Source organism: Acinetobacter sp. YH12117 (assembly GCF_013418865.1).
In the GTDB taxonomy this organism is placed as follows: Bacteria; Pseudomonadota; Gammaproteobacteria; order Pseudomonadales; family Moraxellaceae; genus Acinetobacter; species Acinetobacter indicus.
Genome location: NZ_VPBF01000001.1, coordinates 1 through 23,143, shown reverse-complemented (window position 1 = coordinate 23,143; position 23,143 = coordinate 1). Strand labels below are relative to the sequence as shown.

Here is a 23,143-nt window from a genome sequence, read left to right as displayed (position 1 = left end):
TTCAGTCCAGCCTATAAATCGCTGTAAACTTAGTTCAATTTTGATCTTGACTGACGACCGTGTCAGCCCACCGGCCTCAGGTTCTACTGTAAAAACAGCCCATCCGGCCCATGAAAATATTTAGGGAATGCAATGTCTAACAAGAGTTACAGCCGAATTTATCGTAACCTGACGCAAAAAATTCTAGATAAGATTGTGACCCCGCAAGTCCTGGGCAGCACCAGCGAACTGGAACAGAATCTGGCGCAGAATCAGCTACATACCCGTATCTGCTATGTACTGCAAGACGCTTCTTTAAGTAATACCGTACTGATTGATAAAGAAGCGCAAGCACGTGGTCTGCCTTCGGTATTTTCACCGCTGATTTTAGGCCAGTACAATGAAGATAACTCGATGCTGGCACTGAATGAGCAGGATCATCCGCATGACAGCTATCATTATTCAGCCCGACTGATTCGTCTAATTGAGGCCTTGCAGCAGCATCCGGATCAGGATGTGCAGCTAGTGCCGGTAACTGTGCTCTGGGGGCGTGCGCCGGAATATGAAGATTCCTGGTTTAAAGCCCTGTTTGCCGATGCCTGGGCCAAACCGAACAAGCTGAAACAAACCCTGAATATTTCCTTATATGGCCGTGAAAACTATATTGAGTTTCACAAGCCGGTATCGTTAAGAGCTTTGCTGGAAACCGCGCAGACCGAACGCCCGAACTTTTCTCCGGCGCATTTTGTGGTGCAAACCCTGGACCAGAACTTTAACCAATATAAAGAAGCCATTTTAGGCCCTGACCTGTCCGACCGCCGCAACCTGATCAATAAACTGATGAAAACCGAGGCGGTGCAACAGGCGATTCGTAAAGAAAGTATTGATAAAAAAGTCAGCATGTTTGAGGCAGAAAACCGTGCCAAAAGCTATCTGACCGAAATTGTATCGGACTTTTCCTATTCGACTTTACGCTTTGCCGAGCTGGCACTGACCAAACTCTGGACCCAGCTCTATGACGGGATTGAAGTGCATCATTTCGATACCGTGCGTGAACTGGCCAAAGACTATGAAATTGTCTATACGCCGTGTCATCGCAGTCATATTGACTATCTGCTGCTGTCCTATGTGATTTTTAACCGTGGCCTGATGGTGCCGCATATTGCTGCCGGCATTAACCTGAATTTACCGGTGGTTGGGCAAATTTTACGTGGTGGCGGTGCCTATTTTATTCGCCGTACCTTTAGCGGTAATGCACTATATACATCGGTATTTAAGGAATATCTGCACAGCCTGCTGTCACGCAATACCCCGCTGGAATATTTTATTGAAGGTGGCCGTTCCCGTACCGGCTTATTGCTGCCACCGAAAAAAGGCATGCTGTCGATGACGGTGCAAAGCCATTTACGCGGTGCCACCAAACCGATTGCCTTTATTCCGACCTATTTTGGCTATGAAAAGCTAATGGAAGGTACCTCTTATTTAAATGAGCTGAATGGCAAGCCCAAAGAAGCTGAATCGTTATGGGGCATTTTGAACTCGGCGCGGAAAATTGAAAAAGTATTTGGCCAGGTCTATGTCAACTTCGGCGAACCGGTGTTCCTGGACAATATTCTGCAACAGAATCAGGCCGATCAGATTCAGCTTTCAATTCATGATGAATTGCCACGTCCAGTCATCAACACGGTTGATCAGGCAGCACGGGAGATTCTGGAAAATATCAATAAAGCGGTGGTCATTAACCCGATTTCGCTGATTTCCACCATCTTGCTGAATGCACCGCAACATGCCTTAAGCCAGGATGATTTACTGCGCCAGATTGAACAGTATCGTGAGCTGCTTAAAGCGACGCATTATGATGATCGCATGATTATCACCCAGCTGTCGGCACCGGAAATTATTGAATATGCGCTGAAACTGAAACAGGTTGAGCATTATCAGCAGGATAACCAGACCTGGATTCGTGTGGCCGAGAGTCAGCGTATTTTACTCAGCTACTTTAGCAATAATATTCTGCACTGCTTAAGCTTACCGGCACTGATTGCCCTGCTCGTGCAGGATATGCCGGCGATCACCACAGCGCAGCTTAAGCAGCACGTCAGCCGCTTATATCCATTCTTGAAATCGGAGCTGTTTTTAAAATGGTCGGCCACAGAACTTCCTGCGCAGATTGACCGTATTCTCAGCAGCATGCAGCAACTGGGCTGGATTGACGTGTCGGAGAACATTCAGCTACTTGAACTCCAAGCAACACATCCAATGCACAGTCTGGCAACGCTGGCACGCAGCAGCCTGAACAACTTTGTGTTGATTAGCCAATTATTGCAGGAATATGCCGAGCCGTATCAGTTAGATTTAAAAGCGCTGGAAAAAATGGCCAAAACCGTATTTAAACGGCTGGCAGAGTCAGGCAATTTAAACAGCGGTTATTACTTCGACAGTGCCACGTTAAAGAGCTTTATGGGCAGTTTACAACAGCTTGGACTGCTGGAGATGCAAGGTCAGCAGTTACAACTGAAACCACAATTTGATACAGAAATATCAGATTATCTGGGCTGGTATGCCCCTGAGCTGCAACAGCAGATTGCAGATAAGCTGCTGTTCTCTGAGAAAGAAATCAAACAGTTTAAAGAGTATAGTAAAAAATAAAGTATCAGATTCTCAGATATTATTGTGATACTAATCACACGATCTTATCAGTTAATTTGATATATTTATTCACAAAAAACAATGGGGTTTTGGCGCTTTTATTCAGCGCTTTGCCCCGACTCGCTCTATACTAGCAGCAACGTGTTTTAGAGAAATTAACTATGAGTGATGGTCTTGAAATAGACGTAATGCGTGATTCTGCTGAAACTGTCGTAACGATTTTAAAATCGCTTGCCAATACCGACCGTCTATTGATTCTTTGCCATCTTTCCCAACAAGAGTTGAATGTATCGCAAATTGAGGAAATTACTCAAATTCGCCAGCCGACCCTGTCGCAACAGCTGATGATGTTGCGTAAAAGTGATGTGGTGAACACCCGCCGAGACGGTAAACAGATTTATTACACCATTAAAGATCCGAAACTGGTTGAAGTTCTCAGCACGCTCTATCGACTGTATTGCCCGGCTACCCCACTTTAATAAATTTTGCATAGGCAGATTTCTTAGCATTTTTTATGCATAATATATCTAAATTTATGATTTAGATTTTTATATGTCAGATTTTAAGTCACGCCTGCTCGATCGTTTACCCGCCTGGCAATGGTTAAAACATTATAATACCGTGACCCTGAAATCTGACCTACTGGCCTCGCTAATTGTCATTGCGATGCTGGTGCCGCAAGGTATGGCTTATGCCATGCTGGCTGGTCTTCCACCGGTGATGGGACTGTATGCCAGTGTACTGCCGATGATCATCTATGCCTTTTTCGGCAGCAGTCCTACGCTTTCGATTGGCCCGGTGGCCATCATCTCCATGATGACCTTTGCCACTTTAAATCCCTTATTTGAAGTCGGCTCTCCGGTGTATATTCAAGCCGCCTGTCTGCTGGCGCTGATGGTTGGGGTCATTTCCCTATTGCTCGGTATGCTGCGCTTTGGCTTCCTGATCCAGCTGATCAGCCATCCGGTTATTAAAAGCTTTATTATTGCTTCGGCACTGCTGATTGCACTGGGCCAGTTAAAGTTTCTGTTTAATGTGCCGTTACAAGCCAACAATATTCCAGAATTTGTGCTGAGTGTCTTTGAATATATCGGCCTGATGCATTGGGAAAGCCTGATCTTTGGTATCGCATCCATTCTGTTTTTGGTCTTCATGCCGAAGTTTTTTAATCTGGAAGCAGTCAAACAGCGCCTCGGGGCCAACGGATTTATCATTAAATCTTTACCGCTGGTACTGGTGGTGGTCTCCATTGCCCTGGTCTATTTTTTCAATCTGCAACAGGTGGGCATTAAAACCGTCGGTGAAATTCCATCTGGGTTCCCGGCGCTGTCGATGCCATTCTGGAATCTGGAGCTGGTACTGCAACTGTTACCCGGCGCCGCGATGATTGCCATGATCAGCTTTGTGGAGTCATTATCCATTGCCCAAGCCACCGCCTTGCAGCAGCGTAGCCAGCTGAATAGCAATCAGGAACTCATTGCCCTGGGTGCAGCCAATATTGGGGCCGGCCTCAGTTCAGCCTTTCCGGTGACCGGCAGCCTATCACGTACCGTGGTCAATGCTGATGCCGGTGCCAAAACCTCCATGGCTGGCGTGCTGTCATCTTTATTTATTGTGCTGGTCAGCCTGTATTTCACCGGCTTTTTCCGTGATCTGCCACTGACTGTACTGGCGGCAACCATTATTGTGTCAATCTGGAAACTGGTCGAGCTAAAACCGTTTATCGACACTTGGCGTTATTCCAAGGCTGATGGTCTGGCGATGTGGATTACCTTCTTCGGCGTGTTATTTATTGATATTTCTACCGGGCTGATTATCGGGATTGTTTCAACCTTTATTCTGCTGCTGTGGCGTATTAGCCGGCCGCATATTGCCGAAATTGGACTGGTCGAAGGCACCCAGCATTTCCGTAATATCCAGCGTCATCAGGTCATCACCTCGGCCAAAGTGCTGTCGATCCGGATTGATGAAGACCTGACCTTTTTAAACTCCAATACCTTAAAAGGTTTCCTGATTAATGCAGTCAGCCAGAAACCGGAACTGGAGCATGTGGTAATTAACGGTTCCAGTATTAGTGCCATTGATTTAAGTGCGCTGGAAATGCTGGAAGATCTGGACAATGAACTGAGAAAACTGAATATCCAGCTGCATTTTTCCGAAGTTAAAGGCCCCGTCATGGACAAACTGCAACGCTCTAAATTACTGAATCATTTAAGCGGTAAAATTTTCCTGACCCATTATCAGGCCATTCGCGAGCTGAGTCCGGACATCACCTAAGATGCCGATCCTGTCTGCTTTTCAGGCAATTATTCGCCCTAAAAAGCAGGCATAAGCATAAAAACATGAAAAAATCATGACTTTTGCATAGCTTAATTTTTCGAATATTCTATTTAAAAACAGCCATTTGATTTTTATATGAATTTTTTTGTAAGCTATTTAAATTTTCGGTATAAAATACATCGCTAATTTTCCCCTATATTGTCCGTAATTCAGACAAGGCCTTCCTATGTTCTCAGCATTTCTGCGCTTGAGCTTAGTCACTCGAATTCTGATCGCTATCATTTTAGGTGTGATAGTTGCGGTGGCTTTTCCACAATTTGCGCCCTACTTAAGCCTGCTCGGCGATTTATTCATTAAAGCGCTTAAATCCGTGGCACCGATTCTGGTGTTTGTCCTGGTGTTATCCTCTATTGCCAATTTCAAGGTTGGCCATAGTGCGCATATCCGCCCGATTATGCTGATGTATGCCGCAGGTATGTTCCTGGCTGCCCTGGCTGCAGTAATTGCCAGCAGCCTGTTCCCAAGCACGCTGTTCCTGGATATTCCGGCCAATACCGACATGCAACCACCGGGCAGTCTGGCTGAGATTTTAAAGAATCTGCTATTAAGTTTTGTGGCTAACCCGGTAACAGCAATTAGTGAAGCCAACTTTATTGGTATTCTGGCCTGGGCTGTGGCTTTAGGTGTGGCCTTCCGTCATGCAACAGACAATACCAAAGCCTTCCTGACCGATGCTGCAGATGCTGTGAATAAAGTGATCCGTCTGGTCATTAACTTTGCGCCGTTTGGTATTTTCGGTCTAGTGGCGGTGACTTTTGCCGAATCTGGTATGAGTACGCTGGTTAGCTATGCGCAATTATTAACTGTGCTGATTGGTACCATGATTTTTGTGGCACTGGTGATTAACCCGATGATGGTGGGCTTTGTCACCCGTTCAAATCCGTATCCACTGGTATTCAAATGTTTACGTGAAAGTGGTATTACCGCCTTCTTTACCCGCAGCTCTGCCGCTAACATTCCGGTGAACCTGGATTTGGCCAAGCGTTTAGGGGTACAGGAATCAACTGCCAGTGTCGCCATTCCATTGGGTGCTGCGATTAACATGGCTGGTGCTTCTGTAACCATTACTGTGCTGTCACTGGCGGCGGTAAATACTTTAGGCATTCAGGTTGACTTTAGCACCATGCTGATTTTATCCGTGGTCGCAACAGTTTCGGCTTGTGGTTCATCAGGTGTGGCCGGCGGTTCATTGCTGCTGATTCCGGTAGCATGTGGCCTGTTCGGAATTTCATCGGACATCGCCATGCAAGTGGTGGCCATTGGTATGGTGATTAGCGTGTTGCAGGATTCAACTGAAACTGCACTAAACTCATCTACCGATGTATTATTTACTGCCGCAGTTGATCGTAGTTTGCGTTAATATATGCACTACGTCTGTTGATTAATCAATGAATTATGCCATTTCAAAAATTACCGCTCTGGGTTCAGCTGGGTGCATTTTTTCTTTCTGTGAATGCAGGAATTATTAATGTTCTAGGACTGGTGACTGTATTGCACCAATCTGTTTCCCACATGACCGGTAATGTCAGCATGCTGGCAATGGCACTTTTAGACTGGCAATGGTCACAGGTAATTTATCTGTTTCTGGTCGTTGTTTGTTATGTGATTGGTTCATTTTATAGTGGACTCATCCTGGGAAATAGCCACTTTCTCCTCGGACGCCGTTATGGGCTGCCGCTGAGTTTAGTGGCTATTTTTATTCTGCTGTGCTGGATTTTACTGCCGTACTTCCCGCGTTATGCATTGCTCTGGGCCTGTGTCGCGATGGGCGTTCAAAACGCCATGATCAGCTATTACAAAGGCACCATCATCCGGACCACGCATTTATCGGGTGTACTGACCGATTTAGGTCTGGCCTTGGGCTATCGCATACGTGGCCTGCATGTTGGTAAACGCCGGGTGATTCTGCACCTGCTGATTTTAATTGGCTTCTTTATTGGCGGTCTGGTTGCGACAGCGGTTTATCCTTTATTACAATTAAACTCTTTCCTGGTGCCGGTGGCTTTAAGTTTTAGCTTAAGTCTGGTGTACTGGGTAATTTATTTTCGTTATCGACATTTTCAGAAATAGTTCGGACATTTTCTCATGGTCAAAAATGCATTACAGGCACAGTTACTCAAAGCAGGTTTAGTCGATAATAAAAAGGCTAAAAAACTGTCTAAACAGGCGGTACATGAGCAGCGCACAGGTGTGAGTAAAGATGCTGAAGTAAAAGCCAAAATCGAGCAGGACAAACAGCAGAAAATGGCCCGTGATCAGGCGCTGGAACAAGAGAAAAAAGCCGCCTTGCAGGAAAAAGAGCTAAAAGCCGCCATTATGCAAATGATCAACCAGCATAAAATCCGCGACACCGATGGCGACAGCGTGTACCAGTTTATTGATGGCACCATCAAAAAAGTCTACATCAACCAGCAGATTTATAATGCACTGGTGGCCGGCAGTCTGGTGATTGCCAAGGAAAATGACGGTTATGCCTTCTTGCCAAAAGCGTTGGCAGAGCGTATTAACCAGAAAATGGAAGGCTTTATTCTGGTGAATAATTCACAAAGCAACGCGGATACCACCGATGAAGAAGATCCGTATGCTGCTTATGTCATTCCTGATGACCTGATGTGGTAAGCACTACAAAGAAAACCGGCTTGGGCCGGTTTTTTTATGGGCCGTTTCATGTGATTCAGAGCCGATTAAACGTAAGCAGATGCACAGGATATGTATAAAAATTTTATTAGAGGTTATAAATTTAAACATAAACCTTTAAACTCTATCACATTTTTAAAATGAATTAAGCGAGGATCACTTGGAACAGTTTGACGTCATCCAGAATCTGCAAGACTGGATAGATCAATACCCATGGCTAGAAATGCTGTCATCTCTCAGTATTGTGATTTTATTGGCGATTATTGCCAATTTTATTGCCAAGCAGGTGGTGGTACGCGGCATTCGCAAGCTTATTTCCAAACTTCCTTTTGCCCACAACGAAATTATTGCCGAACACAGCGTCATCCGCCGTATTGCCAATATTGTGCCGGCGATTGTAATCATGAACGGGATTACCACCGTTCCGCATTTGTCCGATAAAGCCATCACCTTTGTACAGATGGGTGCGCAGGCCTTTATCTTCCTGACCATTGCCCTGGCCATTGGCGAATTGCTGAATATCTTTAACCTGATTTACCAGCGCAATCCCAAGTCACGCAATAAACCAATCAAGGGCTATTTGCAGCTGGTCAAGCTGATTATCTTTATTGTCTGCGGTCTGATGATTCTGGGCACTTTCCTGAAAAAAGATGTATTCACCTTGCTGGCCGGTTTTGGTGCCATGGCTGCGGTGCTGATGCTGGTGTTCCAGAATACGATTTTATCGCTGGTGGCTTCGGTACAGATTGCCTCTTATGACATGGTGCGTTTAGGGGACTGGATTGAAATGCCATCTTTAAATGCCGATGGTGATGTCATTGATATGTCATTACATACCGTCACAGTACAGAACTTTGACAAGACCATTACCACCATTCCGACCAATAAATTAATTACCGACACCTTTAAAAACTGGCGCGGTATGCAGGAAGCCGGTGCACGCCGGATTAAACGCTCGATTCATATTGATCAGAGCAGCGTGCATTTCATGAGCGCTGAAGAACAGGCCAAGCTGAAAGAGTTTATTTTGCTGGATCAGTATTTAAATACCAAAGCGGAAGAACTGGAGAAATTTAACCAGCAACTGAACAACCATGCCCAGTACAATCATCGTCGTCTGACCAATCTGGGAACGTTCCGTGCTTATGTTGAGTTTTATCTTCAGCAGCATCCGGGCATTAGTAAAAACCAGTCCCTGATGGTGCGTCAGCTGCAACCGACCAGCGAAGGCTTACCACTGGAGATTTATGCCTTTACCAATACCACGGTCTGGAAAGAGTATGAAAATATCCAGTCAGATATTATGGATCATTTACTGGCAATTATTCCGGAGTTTGGTTTACAAGTGTATCAGGCGCCATCTGGAACCGATTTTAAAGAGTCGTTTAAAGCATCTTAAGTTTTTAGACTGAAACTAAACACATGAGAACCCACCGCTTGGTGGGTTTTCTTTTTCATCTTCCCTTTCGAATGTATCAGACTCATTTCCCTGTTCTTTCTTACCTAAACACTGCCCGCTGATGTTTACAATGACACAGCATTGCAGCACGCTGTTTTTACGTATACTGAAATTAAGCTTATAAAAGAAAGAGGTACATCCTGCATGAAAATTAAAATGCCGTTAATCTTCGCCAGTGTTCTGCTTGCACTTTCAGCTCCTGCCTTTGCGGATGATGACCAGAAAATTATTGCGCAAGCAGCAAAAAATATTATGACCACTGCGCAGGCACTGAAAGCCGCAGATGAAACACCAGTTACGGTGTATGGCACTATTCATAAACATATTAAAGATGAAATGTACCAGCTTCAGGATCAGACCGGCATCATCCATGTCGAAATTGATCATGATCTGGCGACACCGGCGCAATTGCTGAATCCGGGTAAAAAAGTCCGGGTGGTCGGTGAAGTGGATACACACCGTTATAAACCAACCGATATTGATGTAGTCGAGATTGAAATTCTGTAAGTTTCAGGCAGATATTTTCTGATCGAAGCTCGCAAAAAATATGAGGTTTCTTTCAACTGCAAAGCCTTATTTATCTGCCTGATTTTAAAGCAGCACCGCCCTGAAAAGTTTTACTTTTCTTTTAAACTGGGTATTCTTGGCAATAAATCTGTTGTTTATCTCGCAAGCGGTAATCGTGATCAGTAGCGCATTGAATAGAACATGCTCTTCGTCTGTACAAGCCGCATGGCCGATACCAATGATGATCATCAATCTGCTTGCTCAAAAGGACATTGTGTATGTTTAAGTGGTTCGAGAGCCTGGTTAATCCATACCCCACCAAAGGTTTAAATAAACCACTACCTACCCGTTTTTTTCCTTTTGTCTGGCAGGCCGCGCGCGGTGTTCGTCCGTACTTATTGCTATTGGTGCTGTGTACCGCAGGTGCGGCAAGTTTTGAAGCCCTGCTCTATGCCAAAATTGGCGAGCTGGTGAACTGGCTCAGTCAAAGTCAGCCAGATACCTTTCTGGCCGAACATCAAACCAATCTGACTATTCTGACTTTTATCCTGCTGGCCAATATTTTCTTTGCTAGTTTGCAATCCATTATCAAACATCAGATTTTATATAGTAATTTCCCGATGCGCCTGCGCTGGCGTTTTCACAACTTACTGCTGCGTCAAAGTCTGGATTTTTTCCATAATGATTTTGCCGGGCGGCTATCGGCCAAAGTCATGCAAACAGCGCTGGCGGTACGAGAATTCTGGATTATTCTGGGCGATATGCTGGCCTATGTGGTGATTTACTTTATTACCATCAGCGTGGTGTTAGGCGCCATTTCACCTATGCTGATTATCCCGTTGCTGGTATGGCTGGGCCTGTTTATTGCCGCAGCCAGTTATTTTATTCCACGTTTAAGCAGAATCTCCAATAGCCAGGCTGATGCCCGCGCCGTCATGACCGGCCGCGTGACCGATGCCTATACCAACATCCAGACCGTGAAACTGTTTGCCCATGCCGGCCGCGAAAGCCAGTATGCCAAAGAATCCATGCAGGAATTTATGGTCACGGTCTATAAGCAGATGCGTTTGGGCGCACAGTATGAAATCAGCATTAACCTGCTGACGGTTGTGCTGTATGTCGGTGTGCTGGGTACGGCGCTGTGGTTATGGATGAATGGCCAGGCAGAACTCGGCATTATTGCCGCCACCACCGCCATGATTCTCAAGCTGAACAGCATTGCTGAATTTATGATGTGGCAAACCTCGGCGCTGTTTGAAAATGTCGGTACCATTCAAGACGGGATGAAAACCCTCGGCCGACCGATCACAATTGAAGATAAACCGGATGCCAAAACCTTAAATGTCGCGCAAGGTGAAATCAAATTTGAAAATGTCAGCTTTGCCTATAACGACAAAAATGTGATTGAGCAGTTTAACCTGACCATCCGCCCGGGTGAAAAAATCGGGATTGTCGGACGTTCCGGTGCCGGGAAATCAACCCTCATCCAGCTGTTACTGCATTTTTATCAGATTAATCAGGGCCGGATTCTGATTGATGGTCAGGATATTGTCGATGTCACCCAGGACAGCCTGCGTAAAAATATCGCGCTGGTGACTCAGGACACGTCGCTGCTGCATCGTACCGTAGCTGAAAATATTAAATATGGTCGCCCTGATGCCAGCGATGAAGAGATGTATGCTGCAGTGGCCAAAGCCAAGGCTGAAGAATTTATTCCGCAGCTGACCGATTTACGTGGCAAACGCGGTTATGAAGCCTATGTGGGTGAACGCGGCGTGAAACTGTCGGGCGGACAACGTCAGCGGATTGCGATTGCCCGGGTATTCTTAAAAGATGCGCCCATTTTAATTCTGGATGAAGCCACCAGTGCGCTGGATTCTGAAGTTGAAGCCGCAATTCAGTCCAGTCTGGATGAACTGATGCAAGGTAAAACCGTTATTGCGATTGCTCACCGTTTATCGACCATTGCGCAGATGGATCGCCTGATTGTGCTGGATCAGGGTCAGATTGCCGAACAAGGCACGCATGATGAACTGGTGGCACTGAACGGAATTTACGCTCAGCTGTGGCAACGCCAAACTGGTGGCTTTCTGATTGAGCAACAACAATTAAAGCAAAAACAAGGAACCTGATATGTTGTATCTGGAAGATTTGAAGGTGGGTGATCACTTTGTCAGTCGTGACTACGAAATGACTTTAGAAGAAATTCAGCAGTTTGCCCACCTGTATGACCCACAAATTTTCCATACCGATGTGCAGCAAGCCGCGCAGCATCCGGTATTTCAAGGCATTGCCGCCAGTGGCTGGCATACTGCCGCGGTAACCATGCGTTTATGGACCGAATGTTTTCCGGTGGCACATGGCCTGATTGGTTCAGAATCCAGTCTGCGCTGGCCGCGTCCGACCCGTCCGGGTGACCTGATTCATGTTGATGTTGAAATTACCGCCATCAGTCCATCCAAAACCAAGCTGGACCGTGGTCTGGTCAGTTATGTGACACAGGCCTTAAACCAGCATGGTGAAGTTTTACTGATTTCGACCACCAAAATTGTGGTGTTCCGGCGGCATGCACAGGTGGCCTAAGCAGTCATTTTGTCAAACAATTTTTCTAGTTTTCCGGTTTTTTTCATGCCAATATAGGCAAGCAAATTTAAAAAATAATACTCATTAGTGCAATGGACCGTGCATGAAAACACTTTTACCGCGTCAGGATCAGGGTGTTCCTGGTGTTTATGGCTTACTTATTCTGGATGTTGTTTCCCGTTGGGGATATAACGCTGAAACCTTTTTTGCTCCCTTCCATCTGACCACTGAACAACTGGCCGATCCTGACTTTCGGATTCCGACCAGCATGGCCAATGACATGGTCAAACATGCGCTGTATCTCACCGGTGAATCGACGCTGGGCTATCATTTAGGCACGCAAATGCGCATCTCGATTCATGGCTTTATCGGCTATGCGATTATGACTGCCAATGATATTAGTGATGCTTTAATGCTGGCCAACCGCTTTATTCAGCTGCGGATGCCCTTTTTACAGCTGTTTTTCTCTACCTTTGGTGAAAAAGCCACCCTGCAGCTGCAAGGTGAAATTGATCTGGAACCGCTCAGAACCGAAATTGCGATTGCACTGATTATTGGCATGATCACCATGGCCAAAGCCATTACCGGCATGGAGCATCTTTCTGGTGAAGTCGATTTTGATTTCCCGGAACCGCTGGGCTTTGAAAAATATGCAGCCAAATTCCCGAATCATAGTTTCCGTTTTGACCAGCCCTATCTGATCTTAAGTTTTGACAAGCAGTATTTGGGGCTGAAAATGATTCATGCCGATCCGATTGCCAGCCAGATTTCCATTAACCAGTGCGAAGCCGAACTTTCTGCCTTGGGCGAACGGCGCCGCCTGTCGATGCGCGTGCGCGATATTCTGACCAATTCCGAACAGCATTATTTAAGTATCGAGCATGTCGCCGACCAGCTGCATATGTCAGATCGCACCCTGAAACGCCAGCTGGCAGCCGAAGGTACCTCTTTTTCTACCCTGGTTGATGAAGTCCGTTACCGGCATGCCACCTCGCTGCTGTCACGTACCGATTACACCCTGGAACAGATTGCCGATGAACTGGGCTATAGCGATGTCGCCAATTTTAGCCGCGCCTTTAAGCGCTGGAGTGGCCGCAGTCCAAGCAACTGGCGTAAAGATCCGTATTTATAAAACTTTTGTTTTTCTGCAAAAGCATGTATAAACATGCCAAAAATGATTTAAATAGTTAAGGAGTCATCATGAATCACCCTTCAGAACTGAAATATGCACGTACACACGAATGGGTACGCATTGAAGGTGATCTTGTTGTTACAGGTATTTCTGATCATGCTCAAGATGCACTGGGTGATCTGGTCTATGTCGAAGCACCTGAAGTGGGCCAGCAAGTGACCGCGGGTGAACAGGCCGGCGTGGTGGAATCTGTGAAAACTGCGTCTGACATTCACGCACCAGTATCCGGCACAGTGGTTGAAATTAACCCGGCGCTGGAAGATGACCCGGATTTTGTGAATGATGAGCCGTATGGCAAAGGCTGGATTTATAAAATCAAGCCAGACAACCTGGCCGATGTCGAAAAACTGCTTTCAAGCAGCGAATATGAAGCCGGTTTATAAAAAATAATCTTGCAAGAAGATCAGCCTACGGGCTGATTTTTTTAGCTCAAAACCCTATTAAATTAATATAATTATCACAATAAGATAATTTTATTAATTAAATTTATTAAATAACATTAAAATTTACATAAATTATAGCAATACTATATTTTTACCATAAAATAATTTAAGATAGGCCTTGTCTCTCCCATATATCAATAGCGGCAGATCAGCACAACAACAAACGCCCTATTGATCCCAGCACAAAGGTTTAATATGTCAAACACCGCGTCACAGCCTTTATGGAACAAACCTTTTCTTCTGTGTTTTTCCAATAACCTGTTTCTGTTTATTTTCTATTTTGCCCAGACCACCATTTTGCCAATTTATATCCTGAATGAGCTGAACGGTTCACTGGCACAGGCCGGTCTGGCCATGACCCTGTTTATGGTATCTTCTATTCTGGTTCGGCCATTTAGCGGGTTGATTATTGAAAAGCTGGGCCGTAAAAAGACCTTGTTCCTGTCCGAAAGCATGTTCTGCCTGCTGTCTTTTGCCTATATTTTTGCTGACAACCTGACCCTGCTGCTGATCATCCGTTTTATTCATGGTATCTGGTTCAGTATTTTAACCACCGTTACTGTGCCAATTGCCAATGACTTTATTCCGGAGCAACGTAAAGGCGAAGGCATGGGCTATTTTGTCATGTCGGTGAATTTAGGGATTGTCCTCGGACCTTTGCTGGGTATTTCCTTAATCCAGACCTGGTCCTATAGCATTATCGCGACTGTATTGGCGGTGATTATCAGCCTGGGCTTTGCCTTCTGTTTTATGATTCCGCTACGTGAGCCAGAAAAAAATGCGACTGCTGAAACTGTTCGCCGTAAGCTGTCGCTGCATGACTTTATGGAAAAAAAAGCCTTAACGGTTTCAGTGATGGCGATGCTGGTGGCCTTTTCCTATGCCAGTATCATGTCTTTTATTTCTACCTATGCCGAAGAAAAAGACCTGCTCAGTTATGCCAGTATGTTCTTTATTGTGTTCGCCATTTCCATGATGAGCCTGCGCCCAATTACCGGGAAAATTTATGACCGTTATGGTCCGCGCTATGTGATTTATTCTTCAATCTTAATGTTTGCCGCAGGTCTGGCATTGCTCAGCCAGATGCAGGGTGTGGTCAGTTTTATGGTCTCTGCGATCTTTATTGGGATGGGATTCGGCACCTTGCAACCATGTTTACAAACCTTGGCGATTCAGCGTGCGCCTAAATCGCGGATTGGCCATGCCACCTCAACTTTCTTCACCTGCTACGATATTGGGATTGCCCTCGGTTCGCTGCTGGTCGGCTTACTGATTAGCTGGCAAGGCTATAGCATCACCTATCTGGTCTGTGCTGGAGTGGTGTTGTCGAGTCTGGTCTTTTATAAGTTTGTGGTTAATCACCCAGCCACGGCCTAAATAAAAAACGCCCAAATTGGGCGTTTTATTTTTTAAGTGATGCTAGATAAATTGCAGCTTAAGCACTCTGTTGAGGAGCAGATTCCGTATCTTCATCTTCCGGTTTTGGCTCTTCCAGCATGCTAAAGCTCATAGCTGCCGAAGCTTCGCTTGGCCGGTTACTTTTCAATTTAATCTGTAAGCGCAATTCATTCATCGAATCGGCATTACGAATTGCTTCTTCATAGGAAATCGCGCCTTCGTTATACAAATCAAATAGAGCCTGATCAAACGTCTGCATGCCCAGTTCACGCGATTTGCCCATAATCGACTTTAACTCATGGAACTGGCCTTTTAAAATCAGTTCAGAAATCAGCGGCGTATTCAGCATAATCTCGACTGCCGCACGGCGCCCTTTGCCATCTTCGGTACGCACCAGACGCTGGGAAATAATGGCCTTCATATTGGACGACAGATCCATCAGCAGCTGGTTACGGCGTTCTTCCGGGAAAAAGTTGATAATCCGGTCCAGCGTCTGGTTGGCGTTATTGGCATGTAAAGTGCCCAAACATAAATGCCCGGTTTCGGCAAAGGCAATTGCGTGTTCCATGGTTTCGGTGTCGCGGATCTCGCCAATTAAAATTACATCCGGTGCCTGACGTAAGGTATTTTTCAGCGCATTGTGCCAGGAATGGCTGTCGACCCCGACTTCGCGATGGGTAATCATCGACTTTTTATGCTTGTGCACATATTCCACCGGGTCTTCCACGGTAATAATATGCCCGGCTGAATTTTCATTACGATGATCAATCATCGCCGCCAAAGAGGTCGATTTACCTGAACCGGTTCCCCCCACCACCAGCACCAGACCACGCTTTTCCATAATAATATGCTTCAGTGATTCCGGCAGTTTCAGCTGACTAAAGTTTGGAATTTCCGCGCTAATGGTTCGAATTACCATCCCGACATGCAGCTGCTGTTGAAACACATTGACCCGAAAACGCGATACCTCCGGCACACTAATGGCAAAGTTGCATTCCAGATCAGTTTCAAACTCGCTACGCTGTTTTTCATTCATGAGGCTGTAGGCAAACAGCTTGGTTTTTTCTGCAGTCAACGCCTGTTGTCCCAGCGCTTTCATCATGCCCTGATGTTTAATGCTCGGTGGAAAATCCGCGGTAATAAATAAATCTGATCCCCCAAACTCAACCACTTTGCTGAGCATATGAAACATAAACTTACGCGCATCTTCGAGTAATTCTGCACTGTACATCATCAATTATTCACTATCTGTTCTGTCATCATTTTTGGCCCCAACGCGCCGGTATTCAACCGATTGGCAGCGCTGAGCATGTTGTCGATATTGCATCAATCATCCTGATTTCACAATCAATAAAAATTTCAACTTATTCAAAAAATTCAAGATAATCTGCCAATTTCATCAAACTTTTCTATTTTAATTTTAAGGTGCTGATAAAAAATAAGCCCCTGAGGTTCAGGGGCTATTCATTCAATACAATTGCAGTTTAAGCACTACGTTTTAACGGTCGTAAGACCAGTTCTTGTGCGACCTGAAACAATAACTGTTCAGTCTTGTTCCAGCCTAAACAGCCATCGGTCACGGACTGGCCATAGGTCATCTGATCCGAGATTTTCTGTTGTCCATCGACCAGATGACTTTCCAGCATGACACCGCGAACCTGAGTCTGTGCACGCTCTGCCACAATGGTTTTTAACACCTCTGGTTGTAATAACGGATTTTTACTGCTGTTGCCATGACTGCAATCAATCACCAGCGCTGGCATCTCGCCTTTGACTTTGGCTTTGATTTTTTCAATTTCAGCCAGCTGGTAGTTCGGGCCAATATTGGCGCCACGTAAAATCAGATGTGCTTTCGGGTTGCCCTGTGATTCTAAAATACACGGTAAACCTTGCTGGCTCATGCCTAAGAACTGATGCGGATGTGAAGCCGATTGAATTGCGTCTAAAGCAATTTGTACCGAACCATCGGTACCATTTTTGAAGCCAATGCTGTACGGCATGTGGCTAGAAATTTCACGGTGAATCTGAGATTCACTGGTACGCGCGCCAATCGCACCCCAGGCCAGTAAATCGTCAAAGTAGGCCGTTGCCATCGGGCTTAGAATTTCCGAGGCAATAGGCAGCCCCATTTCAATAATTTGCAAGTACAGTTCACGTGACGTTTCCAGTCCCAATTGCATATTGGATGAACCGTTTAATTCTGGATCGTATAAGAAGCCTTTCCAGCCAACCGTGGTGCGCGGTTTTTCAATATAGGCACGCATTACCAGGAAAATCTGGTCTGCCACCTGGCTTTGCAGTTGTTGTAATTTTTGTGCGTATTCCAGTGCTGCCGCAGGATCATGGATGGAGCATGGGCCGGTAATCACCAGCAAACGTGAATCGGTACCGTTAAGAATATTCTGAATGGTTTGACGCTGCTCGGCAATTTGCTGTACCAACGCGCCAGAAAGCGGCAATTGCGCCTTGAGCTGATAAGGTAAGCTTAAAATTGTTTCTTTGGCTGAAGATTGTTGTAATGCAGTATTTAAAGCGTTCATTGATTCTTCCTTTGGACTGTGGTTTGACAGTCCGAACTTTTATTTGAGCGATATGGGTCTAATACAGGTCAGGTTGGTCATAGCTTGACTAAAGTAAAACCAATAAAAGTTGCTAAAGTATGAATAGTTAAATGTACGCATGAGAATCTCCAAAAGATTGATTAAATTCAAGATATAAAAAAACCTGATCAGGGTTGCCGATCAGGTATCAACTGGTGGGCAACCTTATTTTGCCCGAACGCGTTCAGGCAATTATCTAAACTGCCAGAAGTAATAGTATGCGTTTGAGATTACAGGTTGCTTTAACATCTTTATTTCTTCAAAAAAGTATGTGTCTGAAAAATAAAATACGCGCTATTTCCAGCTTTGACAATAGTTTTCTGGATGTTTTTTAGCATTCTTCCGGATTTCCTTTCACATTTAGCAAAACACAGCTTTCCTCCAATTGATCTCCTATCTTCCGGGTTAAATCACGTCGAAAGACTCAAATTACTTTTGGATAAAAAATTATCCGCATTAAAATTACCTTCTATTGGATATTTACAGTCAAAACACCACCATTAAAAACCTTTTAAAATCATTAACTAATTCATTAAAAATCATAGCCCACCCACCATTTCTTACAAAAAGTTACAATTATATTTCTTCCTATTCACCAATAAAACATAAAACAATATTTTATAAATATCATTACTTTAATTTATCATTAAGCCTGATTTGATTTGTAAATTACGAAATACGTAATCATATTACGTATTGAACAAAGATTAACTCTTGCTAAGATATTTTCATCTGGAACTCCCTGATTTCAGGAAATTCCTGCAAAAACAACAAGTGAAGCAATTGGATTGCTCACCATACATGAGGATGGAACATGCACAACTTAGCTAACCCTTTAGAGCTATGCGGATTTGAATTTATTGAGTTTGTCTCGGAAAATGGCGCTCTGGATTCAGTTTTTCAAACGCTCGGTTTTACCCAAGTGGCTAAGCACAAATCCAAAAATGTCTACTTATGGCGTCAGGGCGACATCAATATCATTCTGAACTATCAGCCAGAATCCTATGCATCGTATTTCTTTAATGAACATGGTCCATCGGCCTGTGCCATGGGCTTTAAGACCAAAAATGCAACCCGTGCCTATCAGAAAGCGCTCGAACTCGGTGCCGAACCAATCAAAAACGTGATTGGTCCTATGGAACTGAATATTCCGGCGATTAAAGGCATTGGTGGCTCACCGATCTTTCTGGTCGACTGCGATATCTATCAGCAGGATTTCGAGTTCTTTGAAGGCGTTGATCCGCGCCCGGTGGGTACCGGTTTAAAAGAAATTGACCATTTAACCCATAATGTCTACAAAGGCCGGATGCAGTACTGGGCCAATTTCTATGAAAAAATCTTTAATTTTCAGGAAATCCGCTACTTTGATATTAAAGGTGAATACACCGGCCTGACCTCAAAAGCGCTGACTGCACCAGATGGCAAAATCCGTATTCCACTGAATGAAGACTCGGACAAAGGTAACGGACAAATTGCCGAGTTCCTGTCGGAATTTAACGGCGAAGGCATTCAGCATATTGCCTTCTCAACCGATGACCTGCTAGCGACCTGGGACAAGCTCAAGGCCTTAGGCGCCAAGTTTATGACTCCACCGCCGGCAACCTATTATGAAATGCTGGCAGAACGTTTACCGGAACATGGCGAACCGACTGCAGAGCTGCAACAGCGTGGCATTTTGCTGGATGGCAATACCAAAGATGGTGAAAAACGCCTGCTGCTACAGATTTTCTCGGAAAATATGATTGGCCCGGTGTTCTTCGAATTTATTCAACGTAAAGCAGATGATGGCTTTGGCGAAGGAAACTTCAAAGCCCTGTTCGAATCGATTGAGCGTGACCAGATTAAACGTGGCGTGCTTGACGTCTCTGCCTGATTTTCAGGTGTTCTAAATCCCGACAACGCCGCTCTTGCACATGCGATTTGGCATGTGTCAGGGGCGACGCATGTTTAAATTTCAGCAATCACATCACCTGCGCCAAAACAATAACAACACAGTGATGTCGATTTTACATGGATGATAAAAGATGCAACAACATGATGGCAAACTACATAAGGGTTTGAGCAACCGGCATATTCAGCTCATTGCCCTCGGTGGCTCAATTGGCACCGGATTATTCCTCGGCATCTCCCAGACCATTAAACTGGCTGGCCCGTCGGTCATTCTGGGTTATGCCATTGCCGGCCTGATTGCATTTTTAATGATGCGTCAACTGGGTGAAATGATTGTCGAAGAACCGGTCAGCGGTTCTTTTAGTCATTTTGCCTATAAATACTGGGGCAAGTTTGCCGGCTTTATGTCGGGCTGGAATTACTGGGTACTTAATGTGCTGGTGTGTATGGCCGAACTGAGTGCCATTGGCCTGTATATCCATTACTGGTGGCCGGAGATTCCGACCTGGGTCTCAGCACTGGGCTTCTTTATTTTTATTAATGTGATTAACCTGCTGCATGTCAAACTGTTTGGCGAAATGGAATTCTGGCTGGCGATTATTAAAGTGCTGGCGATTGTGGCCATGATTGCGTTTGGTAGCTATCTGCTGGCGTCCGGTAACGGCGGTCCGCAGGCGCATTTAAGCAATTTATGGGAACTTGGCGGCTTTTTCCCCAATGGTGTGATGGGCCTGGTGATGGCAATGGCCATGATCATGTTTGCCTTTGGCGGTATTGAGCTGGTCGGTATTGCCGCAGCAGAAACTGACAACCCGAAAAAGACCTTACCGAAAGCGGTCAATCAGATCGTATACCGGGTTTTATTATTCTACATTTTAACCCTGCTGATTATTCTGGCCTTATATCCATGGAACCAGATGGCACAAGGCGGCAGCCCGTTTGTGATGATGTTTGATTCTTTAGGCAGTCAAGGCGTTGCTACCGTGCTGAATTTCGTGATCTTGACTGCGGCGGTGTCGGTCTATAACAGCACCAACTACTGTACCAGCCGTATGCTTTTAGGCCTGGCGGAACAAGGCAATGCGCCGAAGTTTTTAAGCAAAATCAATTCACGCGGCATTCCTGTGAATGCGGTGATGGTTTCGGCCTTTTTCACCCTGCTCTGTGTGCTGCTGAATTACCTGTTCCCCGAAACAGCATTCAGCCTGTTGATGATGCTGGTGGTGGCAGCCATTGTGATTAACTGGGTGGTGATTTCCTATACCCATCTGAAATTTAAACGTCAGATGCTGGCGCAGCAACAGCAAACCCTGTTCCCAAGTATTGCCTATCCGTTTACCAATTACCTGTGTATTGCCTTTATGCTCGGTATCTTGGTGATTATGAGCCAGACCCCATCGATGCGTATTGCAGTCGGTCTGCTGCCGGTATGGATTGGCCTGTTATCACTGGCCTATTACCTTAAACAGAAAAAACTGGCGCGCGATCCTGCGCTCATCAAAGCCAAAAGCTATTAATTCAGGAAGATTGTATGTTTCAACATGTCGATACCTATGCCGGCGATCCGATTCTGTCCCTGATGGAAGAATTCCAGCATGATCCGCGTCCGCATAAAGTTAATCTCAGTATCGGGCTGTATTATAACGAGGCCCAGCAGGTTCCGCAGTTGCGTGCCATCCAGCAGGCTTATCAGGACCTAAATGCCGAGCAGCAGAAGGTCAAACTGTACCTGCCAATGCAAGGTATGCCGGCTTATAACAGCGCCGTCCAAGCACTAATTTTTGGCGAAGATAGTCCGGCCTGTCAGGCCGGCCGTGTAGTGACCTTACAAACGCTGGGCGGTTCGGGCGCACTAAAAGTGGCGGCAGATTTCTTAAAACGCTATTTCCCGGCCTCTGAATTATGGGTCAGCCGCCCGACCTGGGATAACCATATTGCGATTTTCCAGGGCGCCGGCATTCGCTGTCATGAATATCCGTATTTTGATCCGCATAACGGTCAGGTGGACTTTGCTGCCATGCTGGATTGCCTGCAACAACTGCCGGCACAAAGTATTGTTCTGCTACATCCCTGCTGTCATAACCCGACCGGTGCCGACTTGTTGCCAGCGCAGTGGGATCAGCTGATTGAGCTACTGGCGCAGAAGCAGCTGATTCCGCTCTTGGATATGGCCTATCAGGGCTTCGCCGAAGATTTTCACGCAGATGCTTATGCCATCCGGGCGATGGACAGGGCCGGCCTGAATTTTCTGGTCAGCCATTCATTTTCCAAAATTTTCTCTTTATATGGCGAACGGGTTGGCAGCTTAAGTGCGGTCTGTGATGATGCCACCACCGCCCAAAGCGTGTTAGGCCAGCTGAAAGCCACTGTACGCCGGATTTATTCCAGCCCGCCGACTACCGGCGCGATGCTGATTCAGCATGTGTTACACACGCCGACGCTGTACCAAAGCTGGCAGGACGAACTGACCGAAATGCGTGAGCGCATTCAACAGATGCGTGAGCGTTTAAAACAGCAGCTCGAACTTGCCTTACCGGGGCAATCTTTTGACTATCTGACCCGGCAGCGCGGCATGTTCAGCTATACTGGCTTGAGTGCAGCCCAAGTCGATCAGCTCAAGCAGGAGTTTGGTATTTATCTGGTGCGTAGTGGCCGGATGTGTGTGGCAGGACTAAACCAGAACAATGTCGATGCAGTGGCACATGCCATGGCACAGGTATTACAGCATAGTGATACTGCTCTCACTGCTTAAACCTCTGTTCCCTCGCAAATAAAAACGGGCCATGTGCCACTGCTGTCCCATAGTTTGCTTTAAATAAAAAAACCTGAGTCCTAACAGTTAAAATATGAGTGTAAACAAACACTTTAACGACCAGGATTCAGGTTTTGTCACATCAGAATACCGTATTTCATGAGCTAATTAAACCTGTTGTGCGACAGGATTTTGAACAACTTGCTAAAGTACACCATGTTGGACAGAAATTTAGAGCGGCTTCCCGGTGGGATCAGTTTATTGCCATATTGATGTCTCAATTCTCTTGTAGGCAAAGTCTGAGAGATATTCAATCCAATTTGGAGTGCCAACAGGAAAAGCTGAGTCATCTCGGAGCAAAGTCTATTCCCCGAAGCACGCTGGCACGAATCAATGAGCAGCAGCCTGCTGCCTTGTATCAACAGCTATTTTACAAGTTGCTTAAATACTATGAACACTCAAAAGTAGCTCATAAATTTCGCTTTAAGAATCCCTTGTATTCCTTGGATGCCAGTCATATTGACCTGTCGCTTTCCTTATGTGAATGGGCCAAAGTTCACGACTCAAAAGCCAGCATGAAACTCAGCATAGGATTGAATCACAGCAATGATATTCCTGAGTTTGTTGCAGTTGAAAATGGCAAAGAAAATGACATGGTACAAGGCCGCAAATTCCAGTTTCCTGCTGGCAGCATTGTAGTTTTTGATAAAGGCT

At 45.5% G+C, this 23,143-nt stretch carries 19 protein-coding genes and 1 pseudogene; 17 read left to right on the top strand and 3 right to left on the bottom strand.

Going from position 1 to position 23,143, the window contains the following annotated elements; all coding sequences use genetic code 11:
• Positions 1-132: 132 nt before the first annotated feature.
• The 8 genes from plsB (at position 133) to FTU55_RS00065 (ending at position 9,571) form a co-directional block, all read left to right on the top strand.
• Entirely contained in the window at positions 133-2,628 is a 2,496-nt protein-coding gene (plsB, locus tag FTU55_RS00100) for a glycerol-3-phosphate 1-O-acyltransferase PlsB (protein ID WP_180045749.1), read from the top strand.
• Positions 2,629-2,789: 161 nt separating this feature from the next.
• Positions 2,790-3,107, top strand: a complete 318-nt coding sequence (locus FTU55_RS00095; protein WP_005178157.1) for a helix-turn-helix transcriptional regulator — start codon at positions 2,790-2,792, stop codon at positions 3,105-3,107.
• A 73-nt stretch (positions 3,108-3,180) separates the two neighbouring features.
• The gene (locus FTU55_RS00090) at positions 3,181-4,905 is read left to right on the top strand and encodes a SulP family inorganic anion transporter (protein ID WP_180045747.1); all 1,725 of its coding nucleotides are present in this window, start codon (positions 3,181-3,183) and stop codon (positions 4,903-4,905) included.
• Positions 4,906-5,134: 229 nt separating this feature from the next.
• The gene (gene sstT / locus FTU55_RS00085; protein WP_104470169.1) at positions 5,135-6,328 is read left to right on the top strand and encodes a serine/threonine transporter SstT; all 1,194 of its coding nucleotides are present in this window, start codon (positions 5,135-5,137) and stop codon (positions 6,326-6,328) included.
• A 35-nt stretch (positions 6,329-6,363) separates the two neighbouring features.
• Positions 6,364-7,038 carry a YoaK family protein gene (locus tag FTU55_RS00080; protein ID WP_180045745.1) on the top strand — a complete coding sequence of 225 codons (675 nt, stop codon included), beginning with the start codon at positions 6,364-6,366 and terminating at the stop codon, positions 7,036-7,038.
• 15 nt (positions 7,039-7,053) lie between these two features.
• Entirely contained in the window at positions 7,054-7,587 is a 534-nt protein-coding gene (locus FTU55_RS00075) for a DUF2058 domain-containing protein (protein ID WP_005178168.1), read from the top strand.
• A 178-nt stretch (positions 7,588-7,765) separates the two neighbouring features.
• On the top strand, positions 7,766-9,004 hold the full coding sequence (locus tag FTU55_RS00070) for a mechanosensitive ion channel family protein (RefSeq protein ID WP_016658089.1): 1,239 nt from the start codon (positions 7,766-7,768) through the stop codon (positions 9,002-9,004).
• Positions 9,005-9,208: 204 nt separating this feature from the next.
• Positions 9,209-9,571, top strand: coding sequence for a NirD/YgiW/YdeI family stress tolerance protein (locus FTU55_RS00065; RefSeq protein WP_075166578.1), 363 nt, complete (start codon positions 9,209-9,211; stop codon positions 9,569-9,571).
• 84 nt (positions 9,572-9,655) lie between these two features.
• On the opposite strand, the gene FTU55_RS00060 is transcribed toward FTU55_RS00065, so the two are convergent.
• A complete protein-coding gene (locus FTU55_RS00060; RefSeq protein ID WP_155757083.1) occupies positions 9,656-9,820 on the bottom strand; it encodes a hypothetical protein in 165 nt (54 codons plus the stop codon).
• A 29-nt stretch (positions 9,821-9,849) separates the two neighbouring features.
• Between FTU55_RS00060 and FTU55_RS00055 the strand changes: the two genes are divergently transcribed.
• From FTU55_RS00055 to FTU55_RS00035, 5 genes are all read left to right on the top strand, one after another.
• Positions 9,850-11,703 carry an ABC transporter ATP-binding protein gene (locus FTU55_RS00055; RefSeq protein ID WP_005178171.1) on the top strand — a complete coding sequence of 618 codons (1,854 nt, stop codon included), beginning with the start codon at positions 9,850-9,852 and terminating at the stop codon, positions 11,701-11,703.
• A 1-nt stretch (position 11,704) separates the two neighbouring features.
• The gene (locus tag FTU55_RS00050; RefSeq protein WP_168408186.1) at positions 11,705-12,154 is read left to right on the top strand and encodes a MaoC family dehydratase; all 450 of its coding nucleotides are present in this window, start codon (positions 11,705-11,707) and stop codon (positions 12,152-12,154) included.
• Positions 12,155-12,257: 103 nt separating this feature from the next.
• Entirely contained in the window at positions 12,258-13,286 is a 1,029-nt protein-coding gene (locus tag FTU55_RS00045) for an AraC family transcriptional regulator (RefSeq protein WP_180045743.1), read from the top strand.
• A 68-nt stretch (positions 13,287-13,354) separates the two neighbouring features.
• Complete coding sequence (gcvH, locus tag FTU55_RS00040) at positions 13,355-13,729, top strand: glycine cleavage system protein GcvH (RefSeq protein ID WP_005178176.1); 375 nt, start codon at positions 13,355-13,357, stop codon at positions 13,727-13,729.
• 255 nt (positions 13,730-13,984) lie between these two features.
• Complete coding sequence (locus tag FTU55_RS00035; RefSeq protein WP_180045741.1) at positions 13,985-15,166, top strand: MFS transporter; 1,182 nt, start codon at positions 13,985-13,987, stop codon at positions 15,164-15,166.
• 58 nt (positions 15,167-15,224) lie between these two features.
• Here the strand turns inward: FTU55_RS00035 and FTU55_RS00030 are convergent, their stop codons facing one another.
• Entirely contained in the window at positions 15,225-16,418 is a 1,194-nt protein-coding gene (locus FTU55_RS00030) for a PilT/PilU family type 4a pilus ATPase (protein ID WP_045794791.1), read from the bottom strand.
• Positions 16,419-16,671: 253 nt separating this feature from the next.
• Complete coding sequence (locus FTU55_RS00025) at positions 16,672-17,727, bottom strand: 3-deoxy-7-phosphoheptulonate synthase (RefSeq protein WP_180045739.1); 1,056 nt, start codon at positions 17,725-17,727, stop codon at positions 16,672-16,674.
• Between the two features lie 874 nt (positions 17,728-18,601).
• On the opposite strand from FTU55_RS00025, the gene hppD reads away from it, so the two are divergent.
• The 4 genes and pseudogenes from hppD to FTU55_RS00005 all read left to right on the top strand — a co-directional run.
• The gene (hppD, locus tag FTU55_RS00020) at positions 18,602-19,660 is read left to right on the top strand and encodes a 4-hydroxyphenylpyruvate dioxygenase (RefSeq protein ID WP_016658083.1); all 1,059 of its coding nucleotides are present in this window, start codon (positions 18,602-18,604) and stop codon (positions 19,658-19,660) included.
• A gap of 151 nt (positions 19,661-19,811) precedes the next feature.
• Complete coding sequence (locus tag FTU55_RS00015) at positions 19,812-21,194, top strand: amino acid permease (RefSeq protein ID WP_005178192.1); 1,383 nt, start codon at positions 19,812-19,814, stop codon at positions 21,192-21,194.
• Between the two features lie 14 nt (positions 21,195-21,208).
• A complete protein-coding gene (locus FTU55_RS00010; RefSeq protein WP_160241280.1) occupies positions 21,209-22,429 on the top strand; it encodes an amino acid aminotransferase in 1,221 nt (406 codons plus the stop codon).
• A 134-nt stretch (positions 22,430-22,563) separates the two neighbouring features.
• Positions 22,564-23,143: pseudogene (locus tag FTU55_RS00005) on the top strand (IS4-like element ISAbe18 family transposase); the annotation flags it as partial.

Bases quoted from the DNA above. Each gene is read 5' to 3' on its own strand.
- plsB (WP_180045749.1), top strand. From the start codon at position 133: ATGTCTAACAAGAGTTACAGCCGAATTTATCGTAACCTGACGCAAAAA.
- FTU55_RS00095 (WP_005178157.1), top strand. From the start codon at position 2,790: ATGAGTGATGGTCTTGAAATAGACGTAATGCGTGATTCTGCTGAAACT.
- FTU55_RS00090 (WP_180045747.1), top strand. From the start codon at position 3,181: ATGTCAGATTTTAAGTCACGCCTGCTCGATCGTTTACCCGCCTGGCAA.
- sstT (WP_104470169.1), top strand. From the start codon at position 5,135: ATGTTCTCAGCATTTCTGCGCTTGAGCTTAGTCACTCGAATTCTGATC.
- FTU55_RS00080 (WP_180045745.1), top strand. From the start codon at position 6,364: ATGCCATTTCAAAAATTACCGCTCTGGGTTCAGCTGGGTGCATTTTTT.
- FTU55_RS00075 (WP_005178168.1), top strand. From the start codon at position 7,054: ATGGTCAAAAATGCATTACAGGCACAGTTACTCAAAGCAGGTTTAGTC.
- FTU55_RS00065 (WP_075166578.1), top strand. From the start codon at position 9,209: ATGAAAATTAAAATGCCGTTAATCTTCGCCAGTGTTCTGCTTGCACTT.
- FTU55_RS00060 (WP_155757083.1), bottom strand. From the start codon at position 9,820: ATGATCATCATTGGTATCGGCCATGCGGCTTGTACAGACGAAGAGCAT.
- FTU55_RS00055 (WP_005178171.1), top strand. From the start codon at position 9,850: ATGTTTAAGTGGTTCGAGAGCCTGGTTAATCCATACCCCACCAAAGGT.
- FTU55_RS00050 (WP_168408186.1), top strand. From the start codon at position 11,705: ATGTTGTATCTGGAAGATTTGAAGGTGGGTGATCACTTTGTCAGTCGT.
- FTU55_RS00045 (WP_180045743.1), top strand. From the start codon at position 12,258: ATGAAAACACTTTTACCGCGTCAGGATCAGGGTGTTCCTGGTGTTTAT.
- gcvH (WP_005178176.1), top strand. From the start codon at position 13,355: ATGAATCACCCTTCAGAACTGAAATATGCACGTACACACGAATGGGTA.
- FTU55_RS00035 (WP_180045741.1), top strand. From the start codon at position 13,985: ATGTCAAACACCGCGTCACAGCCTTTATGGAACAAACCTTTTCTTCTG.
- FTU55_RS00030 (WP_045794791.1), bottom strand. From the start codon at position 16,418: ATGTACAGTGCAGAATTACTCGAAGATGCGCGTAAGTTTATGTTTCAT.
- FTU55_RS00025 (WP_180045739.1), bottom strand. From the start codon at position 17,727: ATGAACGCTTTAAATACTGCATTACAACAATCTTCAGCCAAAGAAACA.
- hppD (WP_016658083.1), top strand. From the start codon at position 18,602: ATGCACAACTTAGCTAACCCTTTAGAGCTATGCGGATTTGAATTTATT.
- FTU55_RS00015 (WP_005178192.1), top strand. From the start codon at position 19,812: ATGCAACAACATGATGGCAAACTACATAAGGGTTTGAGCAACCGGCAT.
- FTU55_RS00010 (WP_160241280.1), top strand. From the start codon at position 21,209: ATGTTTCAACATGTCGATACCTATGCCGGCGATCCGATTCTGTCCCTG.